This is a genomic window from Salinisphaera shabanensis E1L3A (assembly GCF_000215955.2).
Classification (GTDB): Bacteria; Pseudomonadota; Gammaproteobacteria; order Nevskiales; family Salinisphaeraceae; genus Salinisphaera; species Salinisphaera shabanensis.
Genome location: NZ_AFNV02000021.1, coordinates 49,345 through 68,433, shown reverse-complemented (window position 1 = coordinate 68,433; position 19,089 = coordinate 49,345). Strand labels below are relative to the sequence as shown.

Below are 19,089 nucleotides of genomic sequence, written 5' to 3'. Positions count from 1 at the left end.
CTTCGTGCCTGCGTTCATCCGCGGCAATCCATCGAAAACGCTTTCCAGGACTGCGCCAAAGCGCGATCAATGCCCGAGGTCACGCACGCTGGCTTCGCTATCGATCCAGTTTTCGCGCACTTTCACCCACAGGCGTAGATCCACCCGGTGTTCCAGACGATCGACCAGGTCCAGGCGTGCCGCACGGCCGATCTTCTTGAGCATGGCCCCGCCCTTGCCGATCACCATCGCCTTGTGATTATCGCGTGATACCCAGATACAGGCATGGATTTCGATCTGTTCGCCGCCCTGCTCGAAGCGCTCGATTTCCACCGCGGCCGAGTACGGCAGCTCTTGCTGCATGTACATGGTGAGCTTTTCGCGCACTGTTTCCGCAGCAATGAAGCGCAGGTTGCGATCGGTATATTCATCCTCCGGGAACAGAAACGGGCCTTCGGGCATACGCGACGCACACTCGGCGACGACCGAATCCAGATTCTTGTTTTTCTGTGCCGACACGGGGGCAATGAAGGCGAATTCGCGGCGCGTGTTCATCTGCTCGATAAATGGCAGCAGCTCGGTTTTATCGGGTACCCGATCCACCTTGTTGATGACCAGCCCCACTGGTGTACGAATCGAAGCCAGGCGCTCGAGCGCAGCAGCATCTTCAGCGCGCCATTGCCCGGCCTCGACGACGAACAGCACGACATCGATACCGGCCAGACTCGACATCGCCGTTTCGTTGAGCACCCGGTTGAGCGCGCTGCGCTGGCCGGTATGCAGGCCGGGCGTGTCGACCAGCGCAATCTGAAGACCGGGCTGAGTCAGCACGCCGATGATGCGATGACGCGTGGTCTGCGGCTTGGGCGTAACGATACTGACCTTTTCGCCGACCAGCGCATTGACCAGCGTCGACTTGCCGACGTTGGGGCGGCCGACCAGGGCGACCATGCCGCTGCGTGTCGTCGAAGTGTCGTTCATCGATTACTGTCCTTTGGTGTCATGAGTCGGCGCCGAGTTTTTCGAGCATGCGCCGTGCCGCGTCTTGTTCTGCCTTGCGCCGACCGCCACCCTCGCCTTCGACGCTGTCGCCGCTATCGGCAAGCCGACATCGCGATACGAAATGCTGGCAGTGATCGGCGCCGGTGACCTCTACGAGTTCGTATTCCGGACGACTGCGTGAGCGCGCTTGCAGCCATTCTTGTAATTGCGTCTTGGCGTCCTTGAGACTGGCCGCGCTCGGCAGGTCGGTCAGTCGCTGCGCGTACAGATGCAAGATGACGCGCTTTGCGGCATCGAAGCCGTTTTCGCAATAAATCGCGCCCAGCAGCGCTTCGACCCCGTCGGCGAGAATCGAGGCACGGCGCCGGCTGCCATTACGCATTTCGCCCGGACCGAGCACGATGGCCGCGCCGAGTTCGATTTCCTTGGCTATCGCTGCGAGCGTGGTTTCCCGTACGAGCGAAGCCCGCAGCCGCGACAGATCGCCCTCCGGCGCATCGGGGCACTGTTCGAACAATGCGGCCGCAATGGTGAAATTGAGCACACCGTCGCCCAGAAACTCGAGCCGCTCGTTATGGTCGGCCTCGGCGCTACGGTGTGTAAGCGCGCGATTGAGTAGCGCCCGGTCTTTGAAGCCGTAGCCGAGGTGTTGCTCTAGCGCAACGCGCGCCTGTTCGCGGTTGCGATCACTCGGCGCCATTATTACCCGTCAACAGCGCTTTTTCCTCGAAGGAATAAACCATCGAAATATTGAACAGCAGCGGCCGACGCACTTCGTAGGCCACCGAAATCTCGCGCGCGCCGCCGGCCACACGGCTGACGGCAACATCGCGGCCGTTGATATTATCGACATAACCCGAATCGAAACGGCGCTGGATTGCCTGCTGAATGGCAGCGGCCGGTGCCGTCTTGAGCTTCGGCTGCTCGGCGGCCCATTCGATGGTTTCGCGAATATCGTAGGCCGTGAGATATACCGGCACGCTCTTGATTGCGACCAGTAGCAACAGACCGAGCGTGGCCAGCACATAGATCAACGACCACATGGTCATGCCTCGCTGGCTTCGCATGCTGGCGGGGTTCGCAGGGTGGGCTATTTGGATGGCAGAAGACATATCGCGCTCGACTGGGTTTTATCTATTATCGGCCCATCAATGCAGAATATGACCGATGCGCGAGAAGCGCACATCGAATTCCGAGAAATCCACGCTCATCCAGATCATGAATGCCTTGCCGACCAGATTTTCTTCCGGCACGAAACCCCAGACGCGCGAATCCGCACTGTTGTCACGATTGTCGCCCATGACGAAATAACGGTTCTGCGGCACCGTCATGCTCACGTCCGGTCCGCGCCGGCCGTCAACCTGCAGTATGGGGTGTTGCATGCCTTCTTCCGGCAGCGTTTCCATGAACTGATGCATGGTCGAGAGCGCATCGGCGTCCGGGCCGTCGTAGACGCCCAGCTGTTCGAGGTCGACGGGCTCGCCGTTGATGAACAAATGCTCATCCGCGTAGGTGATCTGGTCCCCGGGCATGCCGATCACGCGCTTGATGTAATCCTTGGTCGGATCGGGCGGATAGCGAAACACCACCACATCGCCGCGCTCCGGTTCGCCCAGATCCAGAAACTTGTTATGAAATACAGGCGCACGCAGGCCGTAACTGAATTTGTTGACGAGCACGAAGTCCCCCACCAGCAGCGTGGGCACCATCGACTTCGACGGAATACGAAACGGCTCGAACACGAACGCACGTAGCAACAATACCGCGAGCAATACCGGAAAGAATGAACGTGCGAACTCGATGAACCCGTTAGGCTCGTCGTGCTTGCCGCGCTTGGGCGCCAGCGCAATCCGGTCGATGAGCCAGATGATGCCCGTTGCGATCGTGGCGATCGCAAGCCAGGCTTCGAAATCCATATGCACGTTGTTCATCGTCGGCTAGTCCGAATCGTCGGTCGAAAGCACGGCAAGAAAAGCTTCCTGCGGGATTTCCACACTGCCGACCTGTTTCATGCGCTTTTTGCCTTCTTTCTGCTTTTCCAGCAGCTTGCGCTTGCGCGATACGTCGCCGCCGTAGCACTTGGCGGTCACGTTCTTGCGCATGGCCTTGACCGTGGAGCGCGCCACGATACGCGTGCCGATCGCAGCCTGAATGGCCACATCGAACATCTGACGCGGCACGATCTTCTTGAGTTTTTCGACCAGTGCCTTGCCACGGTCATAGGCCTTGTCGCGATGCACGATATGCGCGAGCGCATCGACCGCCTCACCGTTGATCAGCACATCCAGGCGCACCAGATCCGCCGCCTGGAAGCGGGCGAAATCGTATTCGAACGAGGCAAAACCGCGCGAGACCGACTTCAACCGGTCGAAGAAGTCGAGCACGACTTCCGATAACGGCAGATCGAAATTCATGGCGACCGAATTGCCCATGTAATTCATGTCTTTCTGCACGCCACGCTTTTCCATGCACAGCTGCAACACAGGCCCGACATACTCCTGCGGCATGAGAATATTGGCATGAATGATCGGCTCGCGAATCTCGTCGATCTCGCCAACGCTGGGCAACGACTGCGGATTGCTGATTGCGCGCAACTCGCCGGTGGTCGTGAGCACTTCATAGATCACGGTCGGCGCCGTGGTGATCAGATTCAGCCCGTATTCGCGTTCCAGGCGCTCCTGCACGATCTCCATATGCAGCATGCCGAGGAAGCCGATACGAAAACCAAACCCTAGCGCGGCCGAGTTTTCGGGCTCGTAGTTGAGCGAAGAGTCGTTCAGACGCAGCTTGGCAAGCGCATCGCGGAAATCTTCGTACTGGTCCGAATCCACCGTGAACACGCCGGCGAAGACCCGCGGTTGCACCTGCTTGAAACCCGGCACCCGTTCGGCGCAGGGATTATGCGCATGCGTGAGCGTATCGCCGACAGGCGCGCCGTCGATATCCTTGATACCGGCGATCACGTAACCGACTTCGCCCACTTCCAGCGCCTTGAGCGACTTTTTCTTGGGCGTGAAGATGCCCACGTCATCGACCTGGTATTCACGCCCGGTGGACATGACCTTCATACGATCGCCCTTGGCCAGCCGGCCGTTGCGAATACGCACGAGCGATACCACGCCCAGGTAGTTGTCAAACCAGGAATCCACGATCAACGCCTGCAAAGGCGCATCGGAATCGCCCTGCGGCGGCGGGATACGACGGATTATCGCTTCCAGCACGTCGGTGATCCCTTCGCCCGACTTTGCCGAGCACAGCAGGCGCTCGGTGGTGTCGATGCCAATGACGTCCTCGATCTGCTTGGCGACGCGTTCCGTGTCGGCTGCGGGCAGATCGATCTTGTTGAGTACCGGCAGAACTTCGAGATCCTGTTCGATCGCCGTGTAGGTATTGGCCACACTTTGTGCTTCCACCCCCTGAGAGGCGTCGACCACCAGCAAGGCGCCTTCACAGGCAAACAGCGAGCGCGAGACTTCGTAGGAGAAGTCCACATGTCCCGGCGTATCGATGAAGTTCAGGTGATAGGTTTCGCCGTCCGCGGCTTCGTAGTCCAGCGTCACGGCCTGGGCTTTGATCGTGATGCCACGCTCGCGCTCGAGGTCCATCGAGTCGAGCACCTGCTCGGCCATTTCGCGTTCGGTCAAGCCATGGCAGGTCTTGATGAAACAATCCGCGAGCGTCGACTTGCCGTGGTCGATATGGGCGATGATGGAAAAGTTGCGTATGCGTGATTGCATCAGGACTTCATTGCAGCGCGCGATGGCGACATAAAACAATCGCCCCGGCAGAAAACCGGGGCGATGCGATCAGGCTAGAGTATACGCGCTCAACGACGCGAGTTTCAGCCGAAGGCCGCCCTGTTCACTTGTTTTTAGGGCGCATCGCCAGATACAGGCGCGTGCCCTCGCGCCAGACCAGCAGTGCCACCGGCCCATCGGCGTTGTCGAGCGCGTTACGTAGCGCGGCAACATCCTCGACGTGACGTGAGCCGACCGCGAGTACGATATCCCCCGGCTCTAGTCCGGCTTGTGCGCCCGCGCCGTCGGCGACGTCGGTAACGCGCACGCCGCCCTGGTCGAGTTCGAGTTCCCGGCGTGCTGCCGTATCCAGCGATTCCAGCGTCAAACCATATGGTTGTTCTAACGGTTTTTCTTCTTCCGCCGGCGCGGTCGCCGCCGCCAGATCCTTGGGCAGTTTCTCGATTTCCACATCGATTTCTTCGCGCTCGCCGTCGCGCAATACCGTGACGCTCGCGCTTTCGCCGGGTGCGACAGTACCGACCAGCGGTGGCAACGAGGCCGCCGAGTCGACTGGCTGATCGTTGAACGAAAGAATCACATCACCGGCTTCCAAGCCCGCGGCTTCGGCCGGGCTGTCGGGCATGACGCGTGCGACCAGCGCCCCTTCAGGACGCTTGAGCTTGAACGACTCGGCCAGTTCGCGGTCGACATCCTGAATCTGCACGCCCAGCCAGCCCCGGGTCACGCTGCCGCTGTTACGCAGCTGTTTGGCCACGTCCATGGCGATATCGATCGGAATCGCGAACGACACGCCCTGATAGCCGCCGGTCTGGCTGTAAATTTGCGAGTTGATGCCGACGACCTCACCGGCGAGATTGAATAACGGCCCGCCCGAATTACCGGGATTGATCGCCACATCGGTCTGCAAAAACGGGACGTACTGATCGCTGGCCAGACTGCGCTGTTTGGCCGAGACAATGCCGGCCGTCACCGATGTTTCGAAGCCGAACGGCGAGCCGATCGCCACCACCCAGGAACCCACGGGCAGTTTGTCCGGGTCCCCAGTCTTTACCGTGGGCAGATCGGTTGCATCCACCTTGAGTACAGCCAGATCGCTGTAACTGTCCTGGCCGACCACTTCGGCGACGAGCTGGCGCCTGTCGTTGAGCTTGACCACGATCTGGCCGGCGTTGGCCACGACATGACGATTGGTCAGAATGTAACCATCGTCGGATATGATGAAGCCCGAACCCAGCGACGCATGCAACGAGCCACCCGGCGCAGGCGGCACTGGGCCTTGTTCGCCCGGCTGCTGACCGTCTTCGAAAAAGCGCCGCAACCAACCCTCAAGCGCGTTGTTGTCGCCGCCTTCTGCCTCATCGGAATCCTTGGGCGGCGCCGCACTGATATTCACGACAGCCGGCGACACCTGCTTCACCAGCCCCGTGAAATCCGGCAGCTGGCCGTTACTTGCAATGGGAGCCGGCTCGTCCTCTCCACAACCGGCGAGCATTACGAGGCTCACCAGCAAAAGCAGCAATACATGTGCGGCGCGGGTTTGAGGATTCATTGCGACTCGCTTTCAATCGGGCTTTGGGGGTGCCGGCGCATGACGCCGTGTTCGATCACGATGCACGACGGCAGCCTCGCAAGATTAGCGCAGTCCGCCGCCGGGGTCAGGGCGAACCGTTACTGTCTGCGGATTGGGTTTCGCGCACCAGATTTTCGGCAATGCGTTTGACCGTGCGCGCCGGCACTTCGCCGACGACCGTGATCTGGGTCTCGCCCACCACGTGGCCATAGGCATTGACCGCGCCCATCGTCGTCGCGCCCTGCAGCGGTTTGCGCAGGCCGGCCGGGGCAACAAATGCAGACACGGTTGCCACGCCATCGGTAAACAGCATCTGGCGTACATAACCGCTTTCTGTCACCCGGCGCACACCATCTTCGGCCAATTCAAACCCGGGCGGTAGATCGGTTGGTTTCCACGCATCTTCAGGCACAGGCTTGTCCTCGACCTGCACCGCTTCGTGCTTGATCACGCGAAAGCCGTGTATGTCGTAGCCCGGCTCGAATTCGCTGTCGTTGATCGATTCCGGAAACTCGATCTGCGTGAACATGAGCTGTTCTAGCACATTGCCATCGCTGACCAGATCGAGCTTGAGCGGCAGATACGTCTTGTCATCGATAAGCATGCGATAGCCGTAACGATAACCATCGAGCGGCTCGATACTCACGAGTCGCCCGACACGATCGGACAGCCGCCGCTGGCCCATATCGCTGACGCGGTAATGTTCGCGCATGCGGTCGGCCGAAAACTGAACGACGCTACCAAGCAGGCCGTCATGCTTGCGCCGTGAAATCAGCACGACTTCACTATTGGGCAGAATCGACGTCACTACGCCACCACGGCGAATGACCTCGCGCGGCTGACCTGTCAGGGAAACAAGGCGCTCCTGCTCCAACCCACCCTGCATGCGATGGATCACGCGCAGCGTGTCGAGCTGGCCTTCACGCAGATAAACAAGAATGCCGCGGTAGGTTTCGCTACGCACGGCTTGCGAGGCCTGTCCAAGCAGCGCGTTGATTGAGTCATCCGAATTGCCGGATGCCTCGGCCTCGGCGGCCTGAGCGGCTGCGCATAGCGCCGTTAGAACGAACAGCAGTAGGAACGCAGAAAGCGCTCTCGTCACTGCGGCGTATCCTGCCCATAAGTGGCGACACGCACGAACCCGGGCGTCGTCCCCGACATGCCATAGCCGCGAGCCAAACCGTTGTGCTCGACAAGATAGCCGTTGAGCTCATCTTCGAGTGCCGGGTCCGATACCGACCAGTGATCGGCCGGGCCACGCTGTACGGCAGCCTGACTCGGACCCGCCTGACGAAGCATGTCGCTCGATAGCTGATTCGATGCGACCATCGAGCCGGCATCACCCAGGCCTGCCGTGTCGCCTTGTGCGGCCACAGTGGTCGTCGCGGTCGTGCCATTGCCCGACGCGCTGGCCAGCGTATCGCCCCCGGCGCCTTCACGCTGCAGGGGATTGCTCACCAGCAACACGATACCGGCAGCCGAAGCGACGGCAGCCAATCCGGCCATGCTGCGCCAGCGACGTCGTGCCGCCACCCGCATCGGCACCGCAATCGGTCGCGCCGCAGAGGTTTCCGGGCGGTCTTCGGCGATAGCCGCCATAACCCGGTCCGAGAAATTACAGTCCAGCGGCACAGCCATTTCGCCGTTGTGGGCGCGTAGCGTGGTGCGCAGCCAGTGCTGGCGCCCCCAGCTTTGACGCAACTGATCGTCGCGCAACAAAGCGCTGATCACCGCGTCCGTCTCGTCGCGTGTGGCCTCGCCGTCGAGAAATGCGGAAAACTGCTCGTTCATGCTGACCTCACTTGTCCGACAGGGACACCAATTTCTGCTCGATTGCCGCACGGGCACGAAAGATACGCGAACGTACCGTACCCACGGGGCAATCCATTGATTGTGCAATCTCTTCGTAGCTCATGCCATCCAACTCGCGGAGCATGATCGCGGTGCGCAAATCTTCCGGCAACTCGCGAATGGCACCGATCACCGCGTCCCGTATCTCTTCGCTTTCCAGCAACGCTTCCGGCGTGTCCTGCTCCGAAAAGCGATCGGTATGGCCGAATGCTTCGGCATCGGCGATGTCGATATCCTGACTTGCCGGGCGCCGCGAACGGGCCACCAGAAAGTTCTTCGCCGTATTGATCGATATGCGGTAGAGCCATGTATAGAACGCGCTATTGCCCTTGAATCCGTTGAGCGCCCGGTAGGCCTTGATGAAGGCTTCCTGCGCGACGTCCGGCGCATCTGCCGGACTCACGTAGCGGGCGACCAGCTTCACGACCTTGTGCTGATACTTGCGAATGAGCAAGTCGAAGGCACGATCGTCGCCGGACTGGGCACGGGCTACCAGTTGCTCGTCGCTGACATCTTCAGTCATCTATCTGCAGCGCCGGACATCTGGTAAGCCAGAGCAATCGATGCGCGAATTAACCTCTTCGTTGTTGCGTGCTGCGACGCCGTTATCCACGTAGACCGCGGATTCGCAAATAAGTTCGCAACGATTTTGCGCTATGCTGCCAGCCGTCATCTTTCTGCTACACAACCGAATGAGACGCTTTGCGTCGAGGTGCTCAGTGTAGCGACGCAACTTGCTTTCGTCATGCAATCGACCGATCCACAGGTTTGCAAACGCTTCGATGTCGTCGTTGTAGGCAGCGGCGCGGCCGGCCTGACGCTCGCGCTGCGGCTGGCTCGCAGCGGCCGGCGCATCGCCGTGATTTCCAAGGGCGCGCTCGCCGAGGGCAGCACGCTATATGCCCAGGGCGGCATCTCGGCCGTGCTCGATGCAGGCGACAGCGTCGAGGCACATGTCGCCGATACACTCGCCGCCGGCGCCGGGCTGTGCGATGAAGCCGCAGTCCGGCATACCGTGTCGCATTCGCGCGAAGCCATTGAGTGGCTGATCGAGCGCGGCGTGCCGTTCACACGCGCTGACGAAAGTGACGCCGAGTCGGGCTATGCCTATCATCTCAACCGTGAAGGCGGCCACAGCCATCGCCGTATCATCCATGCCGACGATGCCACCGGGCGTGCCGTGGAGACAACGCTCGAAGGGCTCACTCGCGCCAGCGAGCAGATCACCATATTCGAACATCATATGGCGGTGGAGCTGATTGTCATGGCCGACGCCTACGAGCCCAGTGGGCGCTGTCGCGGCGTCTATGTGCTTGATATCGAAGCCGACACCGTGCACACGTTTGCCGCCGACCAGGTGGTGCTGGCCACGGGTGGCGCGAATCTGGCTTATCTCTATAGCAGTAATCCGCATGCAGCGAGCGGCGACGGAATCGCCATGGCCTGGCGCGCGGGCGCGCGGGTCGCGAACATGGAATTCATGCAGTTTCATCCGACCTGCCTGTACCACCCCAAGGCACACTCTTTTCTGATCAGCGAAGCGCTACGCGGTGAAGGCGCGGTTCTGCGCCTGGCCGACGGCAGCCGCTTCATGCCGCGCCACGACGAACGGGCCGAGCTCGCGCCACGCGACGTCGTTGCCCGGGCCATCGATGCGGAAATGAAGCGTACCGGCCAACCGCATGTCTGGCTGGACATCACGCATGCCGGCAAGGCGTTCATTGAGAAACATTTTCCGGCCATCAACGCGCGCTGTCTCGAACTGGGCCTCGACATGAGCGTCGAGCCGCTGCCGGTCGTGCCCGCGGCCCATTACACCTGCGGCGGCGTGATTACCGACCTGGCCGGTCGAACCGATATCGCTGGCGTCTATGCGATCGGCGAATGCGCATTCACGGGGCTGCATGGCGCCAATCGTATGGCCAGCAATTCGCTGCTCGAATGTATTGTTTACGCAAGTTCTGCAGCTGCCGATATCGAAGCGCGCAACGACCGCGTCGAATCCGCGGTGGCACTACCGGCTTGGGACGAATCGCGGGTAACCGATTCGGACGAAGAAGTGGTCGTTGCCCATAACTGGCAGGAATTGCGTCGCTTCATGTGGGACTACGTGGGCATCGTGCGCACGACCAAGCGCCTGGAGCGCGCGCTACATCGTATCGAGCTGCTGCGTCGTGAAATCCACGACTATTACGGCAGTTTTCGGGTGACCCCGGGGTTGCTGGAACTCCGCAACCTCGCTCAGGTTGCCGAGTTGATCATCCGCAGTGCGCTCGATCGACGCGAAAGCCGGGGCTTGCATTTCATCAGCGATTTTCCGCACACGCTACCGCGTGCGATGCATACCGTGCTATCGCCAGAGCGTTCACGCGAGATCGGCCCCGGGGTGGCTTACCGGCCACTCTAAGGCGACGCCGATCCCGCTTTCAATCACGCTGACTGCGGTCGGTCAGGAAATCCGCAACCGCGCGCTGCGCCGCGCGATTCGATAACGTTGACGCGTGTCCGGCCGCCGTGATCGGTGCCCAGTGCGCCGACGCGTGACCCGTGGCTAAAGCGAGCCCCCAACGCGGCGGCGTGACCACGTCGGCCATACCGCCAAGCACCAGCATTGGCCTATCGACCGGTCTGCCCGCACCGGTCTTGTATCGAGCGAGTGGCCAATCATCGCAGACCGATCCCTGAGGGGCTTGTTCGATATACCGGGCAATCATCGGCGCTTCGGCGAGCGCGTCTTGCCAGGCGTTCGAACCGCCAGCGTGTTCATCGTGCAAGGCGCAGCGTGTTGCCCAGAACACGGCCGTGCTACGCGACCCACTGCTCGCCTGCGCTGCCACCCGTGCGGCCAACGGTACCAGTGCGGCGGGCTGACCTCGCAGAGCGCGCTCGATACGTACAACCGTATCCTGTTCCTGGCCGCTGTCGTAGGCGGCGAACAGGATCATCAACAAGAGCCGATACGGCGTGATCTCGAACAGCGGCGGCAAACCACGATAGGGCACAAGCGCAACGACGGCAGGCCGGCGTTCGAAGCGCGCCAGCAAGGCAGCGATCGCACGCCGCGGCGATCGCGTGGCGCAGTGGCTGTGTGCAGTACAAACCTGGGCTAGCTGCTCGATCGCGCGATCGATCTGCGTTGGTAGCGCCGCCAACTCGTTCTGGTTGAACGGCACGATCGAATCGAGCACGAGCGTATCGACGTGTTCCGGGTAGCGTTGCGCGAAAAGCCGGGCAATACGCGTGCCGTACGACACACCCCACAGCGTGGCGCGCTCGACGCGAAGACCGTCGAGCAGTGTCGCTATATCTCGTATTTGCGCATGCGGACCGAGCGCCTGCATGCCGTCTTCGCCCAGCTGTTGAAGACAACGGCGCACGACCGCCGCCTCATGCGCAAACGAATCAACGGACTGCGTTGAAGTGAGCGGGCGCAGCGGAGCCGTCGTATCGGGCACGCAGCGTATCCGCGGCCGGCTTTCGCCCGTACCGCGCGGGTCGAAAAGCACGATATCGTGGGGCCAGCCGGCCTGCTGCTGCCAACGCTGCCAGCCTCTCAACGATTGCGCATCGAGACCCGCACTCTCGCCGGGGCCGCCCGGGACATACACCACCGGAGACGGATCGCGCCGATCCGGACGCGCACGAAGTATCGCCACGCGTAGGCGTATCGGCTGGCCCTGTATCGTTTCCCGCGTATCGAGCCACCCGCATTCCATCTGTGCCGCGCTAAACGCTGCCGGCATCTCAGGACACGAGGTCCAGTCGATATTGCTCGGGCGCGCTAGGCTCGTCGACGCCACGCTTACCACGGCCAGCACAAGTAATGCGAAAGCCATGCGCGCAAGGCTCATGTGAAGCTCATGCCGTGTCGGGGGCATCCAGCGCGGGTGCGATGGTCAGGCGGGCGCGCAAATGACGATGGGCTTGAACCGGTAGAGCGTCACGGAACAACACACAGGTTCGCGTGCGTAGCCGATGGTGCTCTGCGCGCAGCCGTAGTACGACGAGCCAGTCGCCTGCGGTGAATACGCCGACCAGCCGACCGCGCTCCCACTCGCCGCTTGCTGTTTGCCAACGCCACTGGCCGTCGTGCTGCCAGCGCAGATGGTGGATGCTGCCTGGACGACCCAGGCTTGCATCCCGGTAGGCATACCGCCCAGCGACCGCAATGGCCGGTAGCAAGAAGAAAAGCCATGGACGCGCTATGCCCATGAGCGTAATCAGCACCGCCGCAGCAATATGCAAAACCGCGATAAACACCCGATGTGCCGCCGACGCACGCACTCTCAGGTGCAGCGTATCGGCGAACGGATTCGACATCGTCTAGCGGGCGGTGCCCTGGGGCCGCTGGAACTGCCGAATACGCGAGAGCAGATCCGCGTGGACCGCCGTCTCCGGCTCCATACGCCCCATGACCAGCGCATAGAGATCAGGATCTTCCATCTCGACCAGCTCACGCAGACCAGTCTGCTCACGTTCGTCGAGATCGTCGTACTCGATGCTTACGAAACGCTCGAGGAGCACATCAAGCTCCTTCATTCCGCGCCGGCATAACCAGCGTATGCGCGCTTTTTCACTCATGATTGGCTCGAATGGGCCGACAACGATCGGCCAATAGATATGGCCCGCCAGTTGGCGGGCCACAGGATCGATATCAGCCGCGGCGTTCGAGAAGCAGCTTCTTGGTTTCCTGAATCGCCTTGGCCGGGTTCAGTCCCTTCGGACAGGTATTGGTGCAGTTCATGATGGTGTGGCACCGATAAAGCTTAAAGGGATCTTCCAGGTCGTCGAGCCGGTCGCCGGTGGCCTCGTCGCGCGAATCGACGATCCAGCGATAGGCCTGGAGCAGTACCGCCGGACCCAGGTAACGCTCGGGGTTCCACCAATAGCTGGGGCATGCCGTGGAACAGCAGGCACACAGGATGCACTCATACAGCCCGTCTAGCTTGGCCCGATCCTCGGGTGTTTGCAGCCGCTCACGCGTGGGTTTGGGCGTGTCGGTCTTGATCCAGGGCTCGATGGACTCGAGCTGCGCATAAAAATGCGTCAGGTCGGGCACCAGATCCTTGACGACCGGCATGTGCGGCAGCGGATAAATACGCACGTCGCCATCGATATCGGTAATACGCGTGGTGCAGGCCAGTGTGTTCTTACCGTCGATATTGAACGCACAGGATCCGCAAATACCTTCGCGGCAGGAGCGACGGAAGGTCAGCGTGGGGTCGATTTCGTTCTTGATCTTGATAACGGCATCGAGAACCATCGGCCCGCACTTGTCGAGGTCGATAGCAAAACTATCCACGCGCGGGTTTTCGCCGGATTCGGGCTCCCAGCGATAAATACGGAACGTCTTGACGTTCTTCGCGCCCTCGGGCGCATCGAACTTCTTGCCCTTGGCAACGCGCGAGTTCTTCGGCAGTCGAAATTCAGCCATGACAGGCCTCCATTACTCAGTGGCAGGCCGCCGACCTCGTAAGGCCGGCGGCTGATGTTATGCGTTAGTAAGTACGCTTTTTCGGCGGCACATGTTCCATGTCTTCGGTCATGGGGTTCATGTGCACGGGCCGGTAGTCGATATGCGTATCCGGACCGCCGTCGTGCCAGATGAGCGTGTGCTTCATCCAGTTCTCATCGTCGCGCTCGGTATATTCCTCGTGCGCATGCGCGCCACGGCTTTCCTTGCGGTTGGCGGCGGCGTGCATGGTAGTGATCGCGCAGCCGAGCAGGTTTTCGAGTTCCATTGTTTCGACCAGATCGCTGTTCCAGGTCATGGAACGGTCGGTCACACCGACATTGGCGAAGGCTTCAACTTCCTTACTGATCTGCTCGGCGCCGGTGTTCAGGCTTTCCGTATTGCGGAACACCGCAGCGTATTTCTGCATCGAGTTCTGCAGGCTGGCCCGCAGCTCGGCGGTTGGTGTATCGCCCTTGGCATAACGCAGGCGATCGAAACGCTCCAGCGCTTTCTGCTCGGAGGCATGGATATCACCACGGTGTGGTGCGCCCTTGCGCACGACCTCTGTGCAACGATGCGCAGCCGCACGGCCGAACACCACGAGGTCGAGCAACGAGTTGGAACCCAGACGGTTGGCCCCGTGGACCGACACACAGCCGGCTTCGCCGACCGCCATCAGGCCCGGTACGACCGAATCCGGATCGCCATCCTTGAGCGTGACCACTTCGCCGAAAGCATTGGTGGGCACGCCGCCCATGTTGTAGTGCACCGTGGGCAACACCGGAATCGGCTCCTTGGTGGCATCCACGCCAGAGAAGATCATCGCGGTTTCGGTGATACCTGGGAGCCGCTCGTGCAGCACTTCCGGACCGAGGTGTTCCAGATGCAGCAGCGTGTGGTCCTTGTTCTCGCCTACACCGCGGCCTTCATTGATTTCGACGGTCTCGGCACGGCTGACCACGTCGCGCGAGGCCAGATCCTTGGCGTTGGGCGCGTAGCGCTCCATGAAGCGCTCGCCTTCGGAGTTGGTCAGATAACCACCCTCGCCGCGCGCGCCTTCCGTGATCAGGCAGCCCGCGCCGTAGATGCCGGTCGGATGGAACTGCACGAACTCCGGATCCTGCAAAGGCAGGCCGGCGCGTAGCGCCATGCCCATGCCGTCGCCCGTGCAGGTATGCGCGGAGGTGCAGGAGAAATAGGCACGCCCGTAGCCGCCGGTCGCCAGGATGACCTGCTGCGCGCGGAAACGATGCAGCTGGCCGCCCTGCAGATCCCAGGCCAGTACGCCGCGGCATTCCCCGTCTTCGGTCATTAGCAGATCGATGGCGAAGTATTCGATGAAGAATTCAGCGCGCGCCTTGAGCGACTGCTGATAGAGCGTATGCAACAGCGCATGACCGGTACGGTCGGCCGCGGCACAGGTGCGCTGTGCCGTGCCTTCGCCGAAGTGGGTGGTCATGCCGCCGAACGGGCGCTGGTAAATACGGCCGTCTTCGGTGCGCGAGAACGGCACGCCGTCATGCTCGAGCTCAATAATCGCTGGAATCGCTTCCTTGGTCAGGTACTCGATAGCGTCCTGATCGCCCAGCCAGTCACCACCTTTGATGGTGTCATAGGCGTGCCAGCGCCAATCGTCTTCACCCATGTTGCCCAGAGCAGAGGCGATACCGCCCTGCGCAGCCACAGTATGGCTTCGGGTAGGGAAAACTTTGGTAATACAAGCGGTGGAAAGGCCGGCGTCTGCCAGGCCGCGCGTGGCGCGCAGGCCGGAACCACCGGCGCCCACCACCACGACGTCGTGCTGGTGGTCGATGATGTCGTAGCTCTCGCTCATCAGGCGGCTCCTACTAGAATCATGATAACGGAAAAGATAGCGGCAACGGCCAGCAGGATATTGAGCAGCTGCAACCCGATAAGAAGCGCCATCTTCGCGCCGTCGTGGTGCACGTAATCCTCAATGATTGTCTGCAGGCCTAGCTGCGAATGGAAAAAGATGGCGGCAAGGTAGATCGCCAGCAGCGATGCCTGCAGCGGCGAAGACAGCCAGTCGGTGACGCTGAAATAATCGGCGCCGAGCTGCGACGCCAGGCAAGCAACGAACCATAGCGTTAGCGGCACAAGCGCAACCGCACTCACACGCTGGAACCACCAATGGGATACGCCTGTCTTGGAACTGCCCAACCCGCGCGCGCTAGCGAGCGATGAACGAATACTGCTCATTTAAATCTCCCGGAACACAAAATCGAGTCGATCAGGCGATGAACGCCCAGATCCAGACAAACAGGGTCAGCGCTGCGGCGACGCCAATCGCGACATAGCCGGTCATGCGCGCGGTTTCCAAATCCAGGCCGATACCGACGTCCCATACCAGATGACGGATGCCATTACACAGGTGATAGAACAGTGCGAAGGACCAGCCGAACATCAGCAGCTGGCCGAACCAGGAAGCCGCGAAGCCATTAACGCTGGCGAATGCATCCGGGCCGCTGGCGGCAGATATCAACCAGACGGCAAGAAAGATGCTACCGAGAGAGAGCACGATGCCGGATGCGCGATGCGCGATCGATGTAAGCATCGCAATCTGCCAGCGATAGATCTGGATATGCGGCGATAGCGGGCGGTTAGCCTGTTGACTCATGAGGGTCCCCGAATGGCAATGAAAACGAACTGGAGAAAGGGTCAGAAATCGATGCAACGCCCGTTTTTTTCCCAATCGCCATAGCGCACAGGCTCAGGACCCTTGCGGCCGCCGTATTCGGGCGGAAGATCAAGCGTCTTGGGCTTCGCGGGCGGATTGGGCTCGGAGGGCTGTGGCGCGCCTTCACGCTCGGTAGAGCTGGCGGGGGCACCTGCCTGGGACTCGTCCGAGGCCGACAAACGTTCGTCTGACATGGCGATACTCTAAACCTGTGTTGGGTTTCTGGCAATGTGAACATCGGCTGAACCGGCGGGTTCAGATGCATATAACAGCGGCTTTACGCAAAGGCTAGAATACGAGCCATACACGACTTGGATGCACTCATGACCGATTCTGTTTCGACTGCGCCGGCCGCGCTCGGCGCTATTGCCGTGAGCGGCGCGGACGCTGCCGATTTTCTACGTGCACAGCTCAGCAACGATGTAATGCGCCTTGGCCATGACCGCCATTTTCTGGCTGCGTGGTGTGATGCCAAGGGGCGTACGCAAATGATCGCACGAGTATGCGAGCGCGACGATGGCTACTTGCTGATATTGCCGGAAGAACTGATCGATGGCGTCATGAAGCGCTTGCAGATGTTCGTGCTGCGCGCCGCGGTCAAACTCAGCGATTGTCGCGGCGTGCTCCGCATTATTGCGCGCGTAGGCGGCGATATGCCCGCCCCCAACCAGAGCAGTCATAGCGATGATGTTATTCGCCTAGGCCTGGCCCCGAACGGCGAAGGCGAACCGCGCGCGCTCGAGATCGTTTCCGCTGACCGCCCGCCGGAACCGCAGTCGATCTCGACCGACGACACGCGCTGGCTGGCCCTGGACATCGACGCAGGCATCCCGACCCTGACTTTGGCAACGCAGGGCATGTTTGTACCCCAGATGCTCAACCTGCACTGGCTGGGCGCAATCGATTTCGACAAAGGGTGCTACCCCGGCCAGGAGGTCATTGCACGACTGCACTATCGCGGCACCCTAACCCGCCGCATGTTCCGCTTGTTCTGGCATGGCGAGCAACCGTTGCCGGGCAGCGACGTGATAGACGCCGACGGCGAACGGGCTGGGACGGTACTCAGCGCCGCGCCAAACGCCACTCCTGATCAGGGCGCCTTGCTCGCTGTTATAAAGACGCGCGCGATCGGCGGCTTGCTTACGAGTACGAATGCAACACTGGAATTGGGCGAACTTCCCTACCCGACACCTGGTTAGAACGCGTCGGCAAGCCCGCACGCGGGTGGGCCTGCCAACCGCAAACAGCGTGCTACTGACCCTGGGGTCGCAATTGCGGGAACAGCAGCACATCGCGAATGGCCGAGCGGCCCGTCAACAGCATGACCAGTCGATCGATGCCGATCCCGGCGCCGGCCGTAGGCGGCAACCCATACTCGAGCGCATTCACATAGTCGGCATCGTAATACATCGCTTCATCGTCGCCGGCAGCCATGGCATGGGCCTGTGCCGCGAAGCGCTCGGCCTGGTCTTCCGCATCGTTAAGCTCGGAAAACCCGTTGGCGATTTCGCGGCCCGCAACAAACAGCTCGAAACGTTCTGTCACGTCGGGGTTATCGTCGCGCCGACGCGCCAGCGGTGATACTTCTGCGGGATAGTCAGTCACAAACGTCGGACTTTCCAAACGATGTTCGACCGTATGTTCGAACAGCTCGGTAAGCCATTTTCCGTAACCCCAGCTCGCCTCGCCTTTTACTCCGAGACGGGCTGCTGCTTCGGATAATCCATCCAATGATTCAATGTCTTGTTGGCTAACGCTGTCGTTATACTTAAGGACCGCATCGCGCATGGAAAGACGCTCGAACGGGGCATCGAAGCGTATCGCATCCTCATTGCACGCCTGGGAATGATTTGCCGCGACCCGATCCGAGAGTTCTCGCAGCAGTGCTTCAATCGAATCCATCAGATCGCGGTAGTCCGCGTAGGCCTGGTAGAACTCAAGCATCGTGAACTCGGGATTGTGGCGAGTGGACACCCCTTCGTTACGAAAATTCCGGTTCAACTCGAAAACCTTTTCCAGGCCGCCGACCACGAGACGCTTGAGGTAGAGCTCGGGCGCCACCCGCAGATAGAAGTCGTGATCGAGCGCATTATAGTGGGTCACGAAGGGCCGCGCCGCCGCACCGCCGGGGATGGCCTGCAGCATCGGTGTTTCGACTTCCAGAAAGTCACGCGACTCGAAGAAATCGCGCACGCCGCGCACGATCGCGCTACGCGCCATGAACACTGCACGCGAGTCAGGATGCATGATCAGATCGACATATCTCTGACGATAGCGTGCTTCGGTATCGGACAAACCGTGCCATTTTTCCGGCAACGGGCGCAGTGACTTGGTCAACAGACGCAATTCGGTCGCTCGAACTGACAGCTCACCCTTATTGGTGCGGGACAATGCGCCACGTACGCCGACGATATCGCCGATGTCGAGCTGCTTGAATGCCTTGTATGCGTCCTCGCCCAGCAAGTCGCGCTGCACGAACAACTGGATGCGCCCGCTGCGATCCTGAAGTGTCGCGAAGCTGAGCTTACCCATGACCCGCTTGGCGAGCAGCCGCCCGGCCACCGCAACCTCTTGCGCGCGCTCGTCCAGAGTCTCAGCGTCGTCATCCGCATGCGCGCGCTGCAACTCGCCGGCCAGCGCATCGGGCCGAAAATCATTCGGGAAGGCCGCGCCCTGCTCGCGCCAGGCCTTCAGCTTTTCCTTGCGCTGAGCGACCAGCCGATGGGTGTCGGTATCGCTCGAACCGGTTTCAGTCATTTCGTTGCGTCCATAT

Annotated in this window: 20 protein-coding genes; 2 read left to right on the top strand and 18 right to left on the bottom strand. The window is 60.9% G+C overall.

The features are described 5' to 3' along the window. Positions 1–66: 66 nt before the first annotated feature. From era to rpoE, 9 genes are all read right to left on the bottom strand, one after another. On the bottom strand, positions 67–960 hold the full coding sequence (gene era / locus SSPSH_RS13535; protein ID WP_006915392.1) for a GTPase Era: 894 nt from the start codon (positions 958–960) through the stop codon (positions 67–69). A gap of 19 nt (positions 961–979) precedes the next feature. Beyond that, a complete protein-coding gene (gene rnc, locus SSPSH_RS13530) occupies positions 980–1,681 on the bottom strand; it encodes a ribonuclease III (RefSeq protein ID WP_006915394.1) in 702 nt (233 codons plus the stop codon). Continuing rightward, on the bottom strand, positions 1,668–2,048 hold the full coding sequence (locus SSPSH_RS13525; protein ID WP_161627838.1) for a DUF4845 domain-containing protein: 381 nt from the start codon (positions 2,046–2,048) through the stop codon (positions 1,668–1,670). Before SSPSH_RS13525 ends, rnc begins: the two co-directional genes overlap by 14 nt. Before the next feature lie 81 nt (positions 2,049–2,129). Beyond that, positions 2,130–2,912, bottom strand: a complete 783-nt coding sequence (gene lepB / locus SSPSH_RS13520; protein WP_006915396.1) for a signal peptidase I — start codon at positions 2,910–2,912, stop codon at positions 2,130–2,132. Positions 2,913–2,918: 6 nt separating this feature from the next. Then, on the bottom strand, positions 2,919–4,718 hold the full coding sequence (gene lepA, locus SSPSH_RS13515) for a translation elongation factor 4 (protein ID WP_021031791.1): 1,800 nt from the start codon (positions 4,716–4,718) through the stop codon (positions 2,919–2,921). Positions 4,719–4,842: 124 nt separating this feature from the next. Then, positions 4,843–6,291 carry a DegQ family serine endoprotease gene (locus tag SSPSH_RS13510; RefSeq protein WP_006915398.1) on the bottom strand — a complete coding sequence of 483 codons (1,449 nt, stop codon included), beginning with the start codon at positions 6,289–6,291 and terminating at the stop codon, positions 4,843–4,845. 106 nt (positions 6,292–6,397) lie between these two features. Continuing rightward, positions 6,398–7,414, bottom strand: a complete 1,017-nt coding sequence (locus SSPSH_RS13505) for a MucB/RseB C-terminal domain-containing protein (protein WP_006915399.1) — start codon at positions 7,412–7,414, stop codon at positions 6,398–6,400. Beyond that, positions 7,411–8,103 carry a sigma-E factor negative regulatory protein gene (locus SSPSH_RS13500; protein ID WP_006915400.1) on the bottom strand — a complete coding sequence of 231 codons (693 nt, stop codon included), beginning with the start codon at positions 8,101–8,103 and terminating at the stop codon, positions 7,411–7,413. Before SSPSH_RS13500 ends, SSPSH_RS13505 begins: the two co-directional genes overlap by 4 nt. A 7-nt stretch (positions 8,104–8,110) precedes the next feature. Beyond that, entirely contained in the window at positions 8,111–8,686 is a 576-nt protein-coding gene (rpoE, locus tag SSPSH_RS13495; RefSeq protein WP_006915401.1) for an RNA polymerase sigma factor RpoE, read from the bottom strand. 222 nt (positions 8,687–8,908) lie between these two features. Between rpoE and nadB the strand changes: the two genes are divergently transcribed. Next, complete coding sequence (nadB, locus tag SSPSH_RS13490; protein ID WP_021031790.1) at positions 8,909–10,570, top strand: L-aspartate oxidase; 1,662 nt, start codon at positions 8,909–8,911, stop codon at positions 10,568–10,570. Positions 10,571–10,589: 19 nt separating this feature from the next. Here the strand turns inward: nadB and SSPSH_RS13485 are convergent, their stop codons facing one another. From SSPSH_RS13485 to SSPSH_RS13450, 8 genes are all read right to left on the bottom strand, one after another. Then, positions 10,590–12,014: an alpha/beta fold hydrolase gene (locus tag SSPSH_RS13485; protein WP_006915403.1), complete on the bottom strand. Its 1,425-nt coding sequence runs from the start codon at positions 12,012–12,014 to the stop codon at positions 10,590–10,592. Between the two features lie 7 nt (positions 12,015–12,021). Continuing rightward, the gene (locus tag SSPSH_RS13480) at positions 12,022–12,483 is read right to left on the bottom strand and encodes a protein YgfX (RefSeq protein ID WP_006915404.1); all 462 of its coding nucleotides are present in this window, start codon (positions 12,481–12,483) and stop codon (positions 12,022–12,024) included. Positions 12,484–12,486: 3 nt separating this feature from the next. Then, on the bottom strand, positions 12,487–12,744 hold the full coding sequence (locus SSPSH_RS13475) for an FAD assembly factor SdhE (RefSeq protein ID WP_021031789.1): 258 nt from the start codon (positions 12,742–12,744) through the stop codon (positions 12,487–12,489). A gap of 73 nt (positions 12,745–12,817) precedes the next feature. Further along, positions 12,818–13,597 (bottom strand): succinate dehydrogenase iron-sulfur subunit, encoded by a 780-nt coding sequence (locus SSPSH_RS13470; RefSeq protein ID WP_006915406.1) that lies wholly within the window; start codon positions 13,595–13,597, stop codon positions 12,818–12,820. 64 nt (positions 13,598–13,661) lie between these two features. Further along, entirely contained in the window at positions 13,662–15,452 is a 1,791-nt protein-coding gene (gene sdhA / locus SSPSH_RS13465) for a succinate dehydrogenase flavoprotein subunit (RefSeq protein ID WP_006915407.1), read from the bottom strand. Then, a complete protein-coding gene (gene sdhD / locus SSPSH_RS13460) occupies positions 15,452–15,838 on the bottom strand; it encodes a succinate dehydrogenase, hydrophobic membrane anchor protein (protein WP_006915408.1) in 387 nt (128 codons plus the stop codon). The genes sdhA and sdhD overlap by 1 nt, the downstream gene beginning before the upstream one ends. A gap of 31 nt (positions 15,839–15,869) precedes the next feature. After that, on the bottom strand, positions 15,870–16,256 hold the full coding sequence (gene sdhC / locus SSPSH_RS13455) for a succinate dehydrogenase, cytochrome b556 subunit (RefSeq protein ID WP_006915409.1): 387 nt from the start codon (positions 16,254–16,256) through the stop codon (positions 15,870–15,872). 41 nt (positions 16,257–16,297) lie between these two features. After that, on the bottom strand, positions 16,298–16,510 hold the full coding sequence (locus SSPSH_RS13450; RefSeq protein WP_006915410.1) for a DUF1674 domain-containing protein: 213 nt from the start codon (positions 16,508–16,510) through the stop codon (positions 16,298–16,300). Between the two features lie 129 nt (positions 16,511–16,639). Between SSPSH_RS13450 and ygfZ the strand changes: the two genes are divergently transcribed. After that, positions 16,640–17,515 (top strand): CAF17-like 4Fe-4S cluster assembly/insertion protein YgfZ, encoded by an 876-nt coding sequence (gene ygfZ, locus SSPSH_RS13445; protein ID WP_006915411.1) that lies wholly within the window; start codon positions 16,640–16,642, stop codon positions 17,513–17,515. 52 nt (positions 17,516–17,567) lie between these two features. Here ygfZ and lysS read toward each other — a convergent pair whose 3' ends face one another. Next, positions 17,568–19,073 (bottom strand): lysine--tRNA ligase, encoded by a 1,506-nt coding sequence (gene lysS / locus SSPSH_RS13440; RefSeq protein ID WP_006915412.1) that lies wholly within the window; start codon positions 19,071–19,073, stop codon positions 17,568–17,570. Positions 19,074–19,089 lie beyond the last annotated feature (16 nt).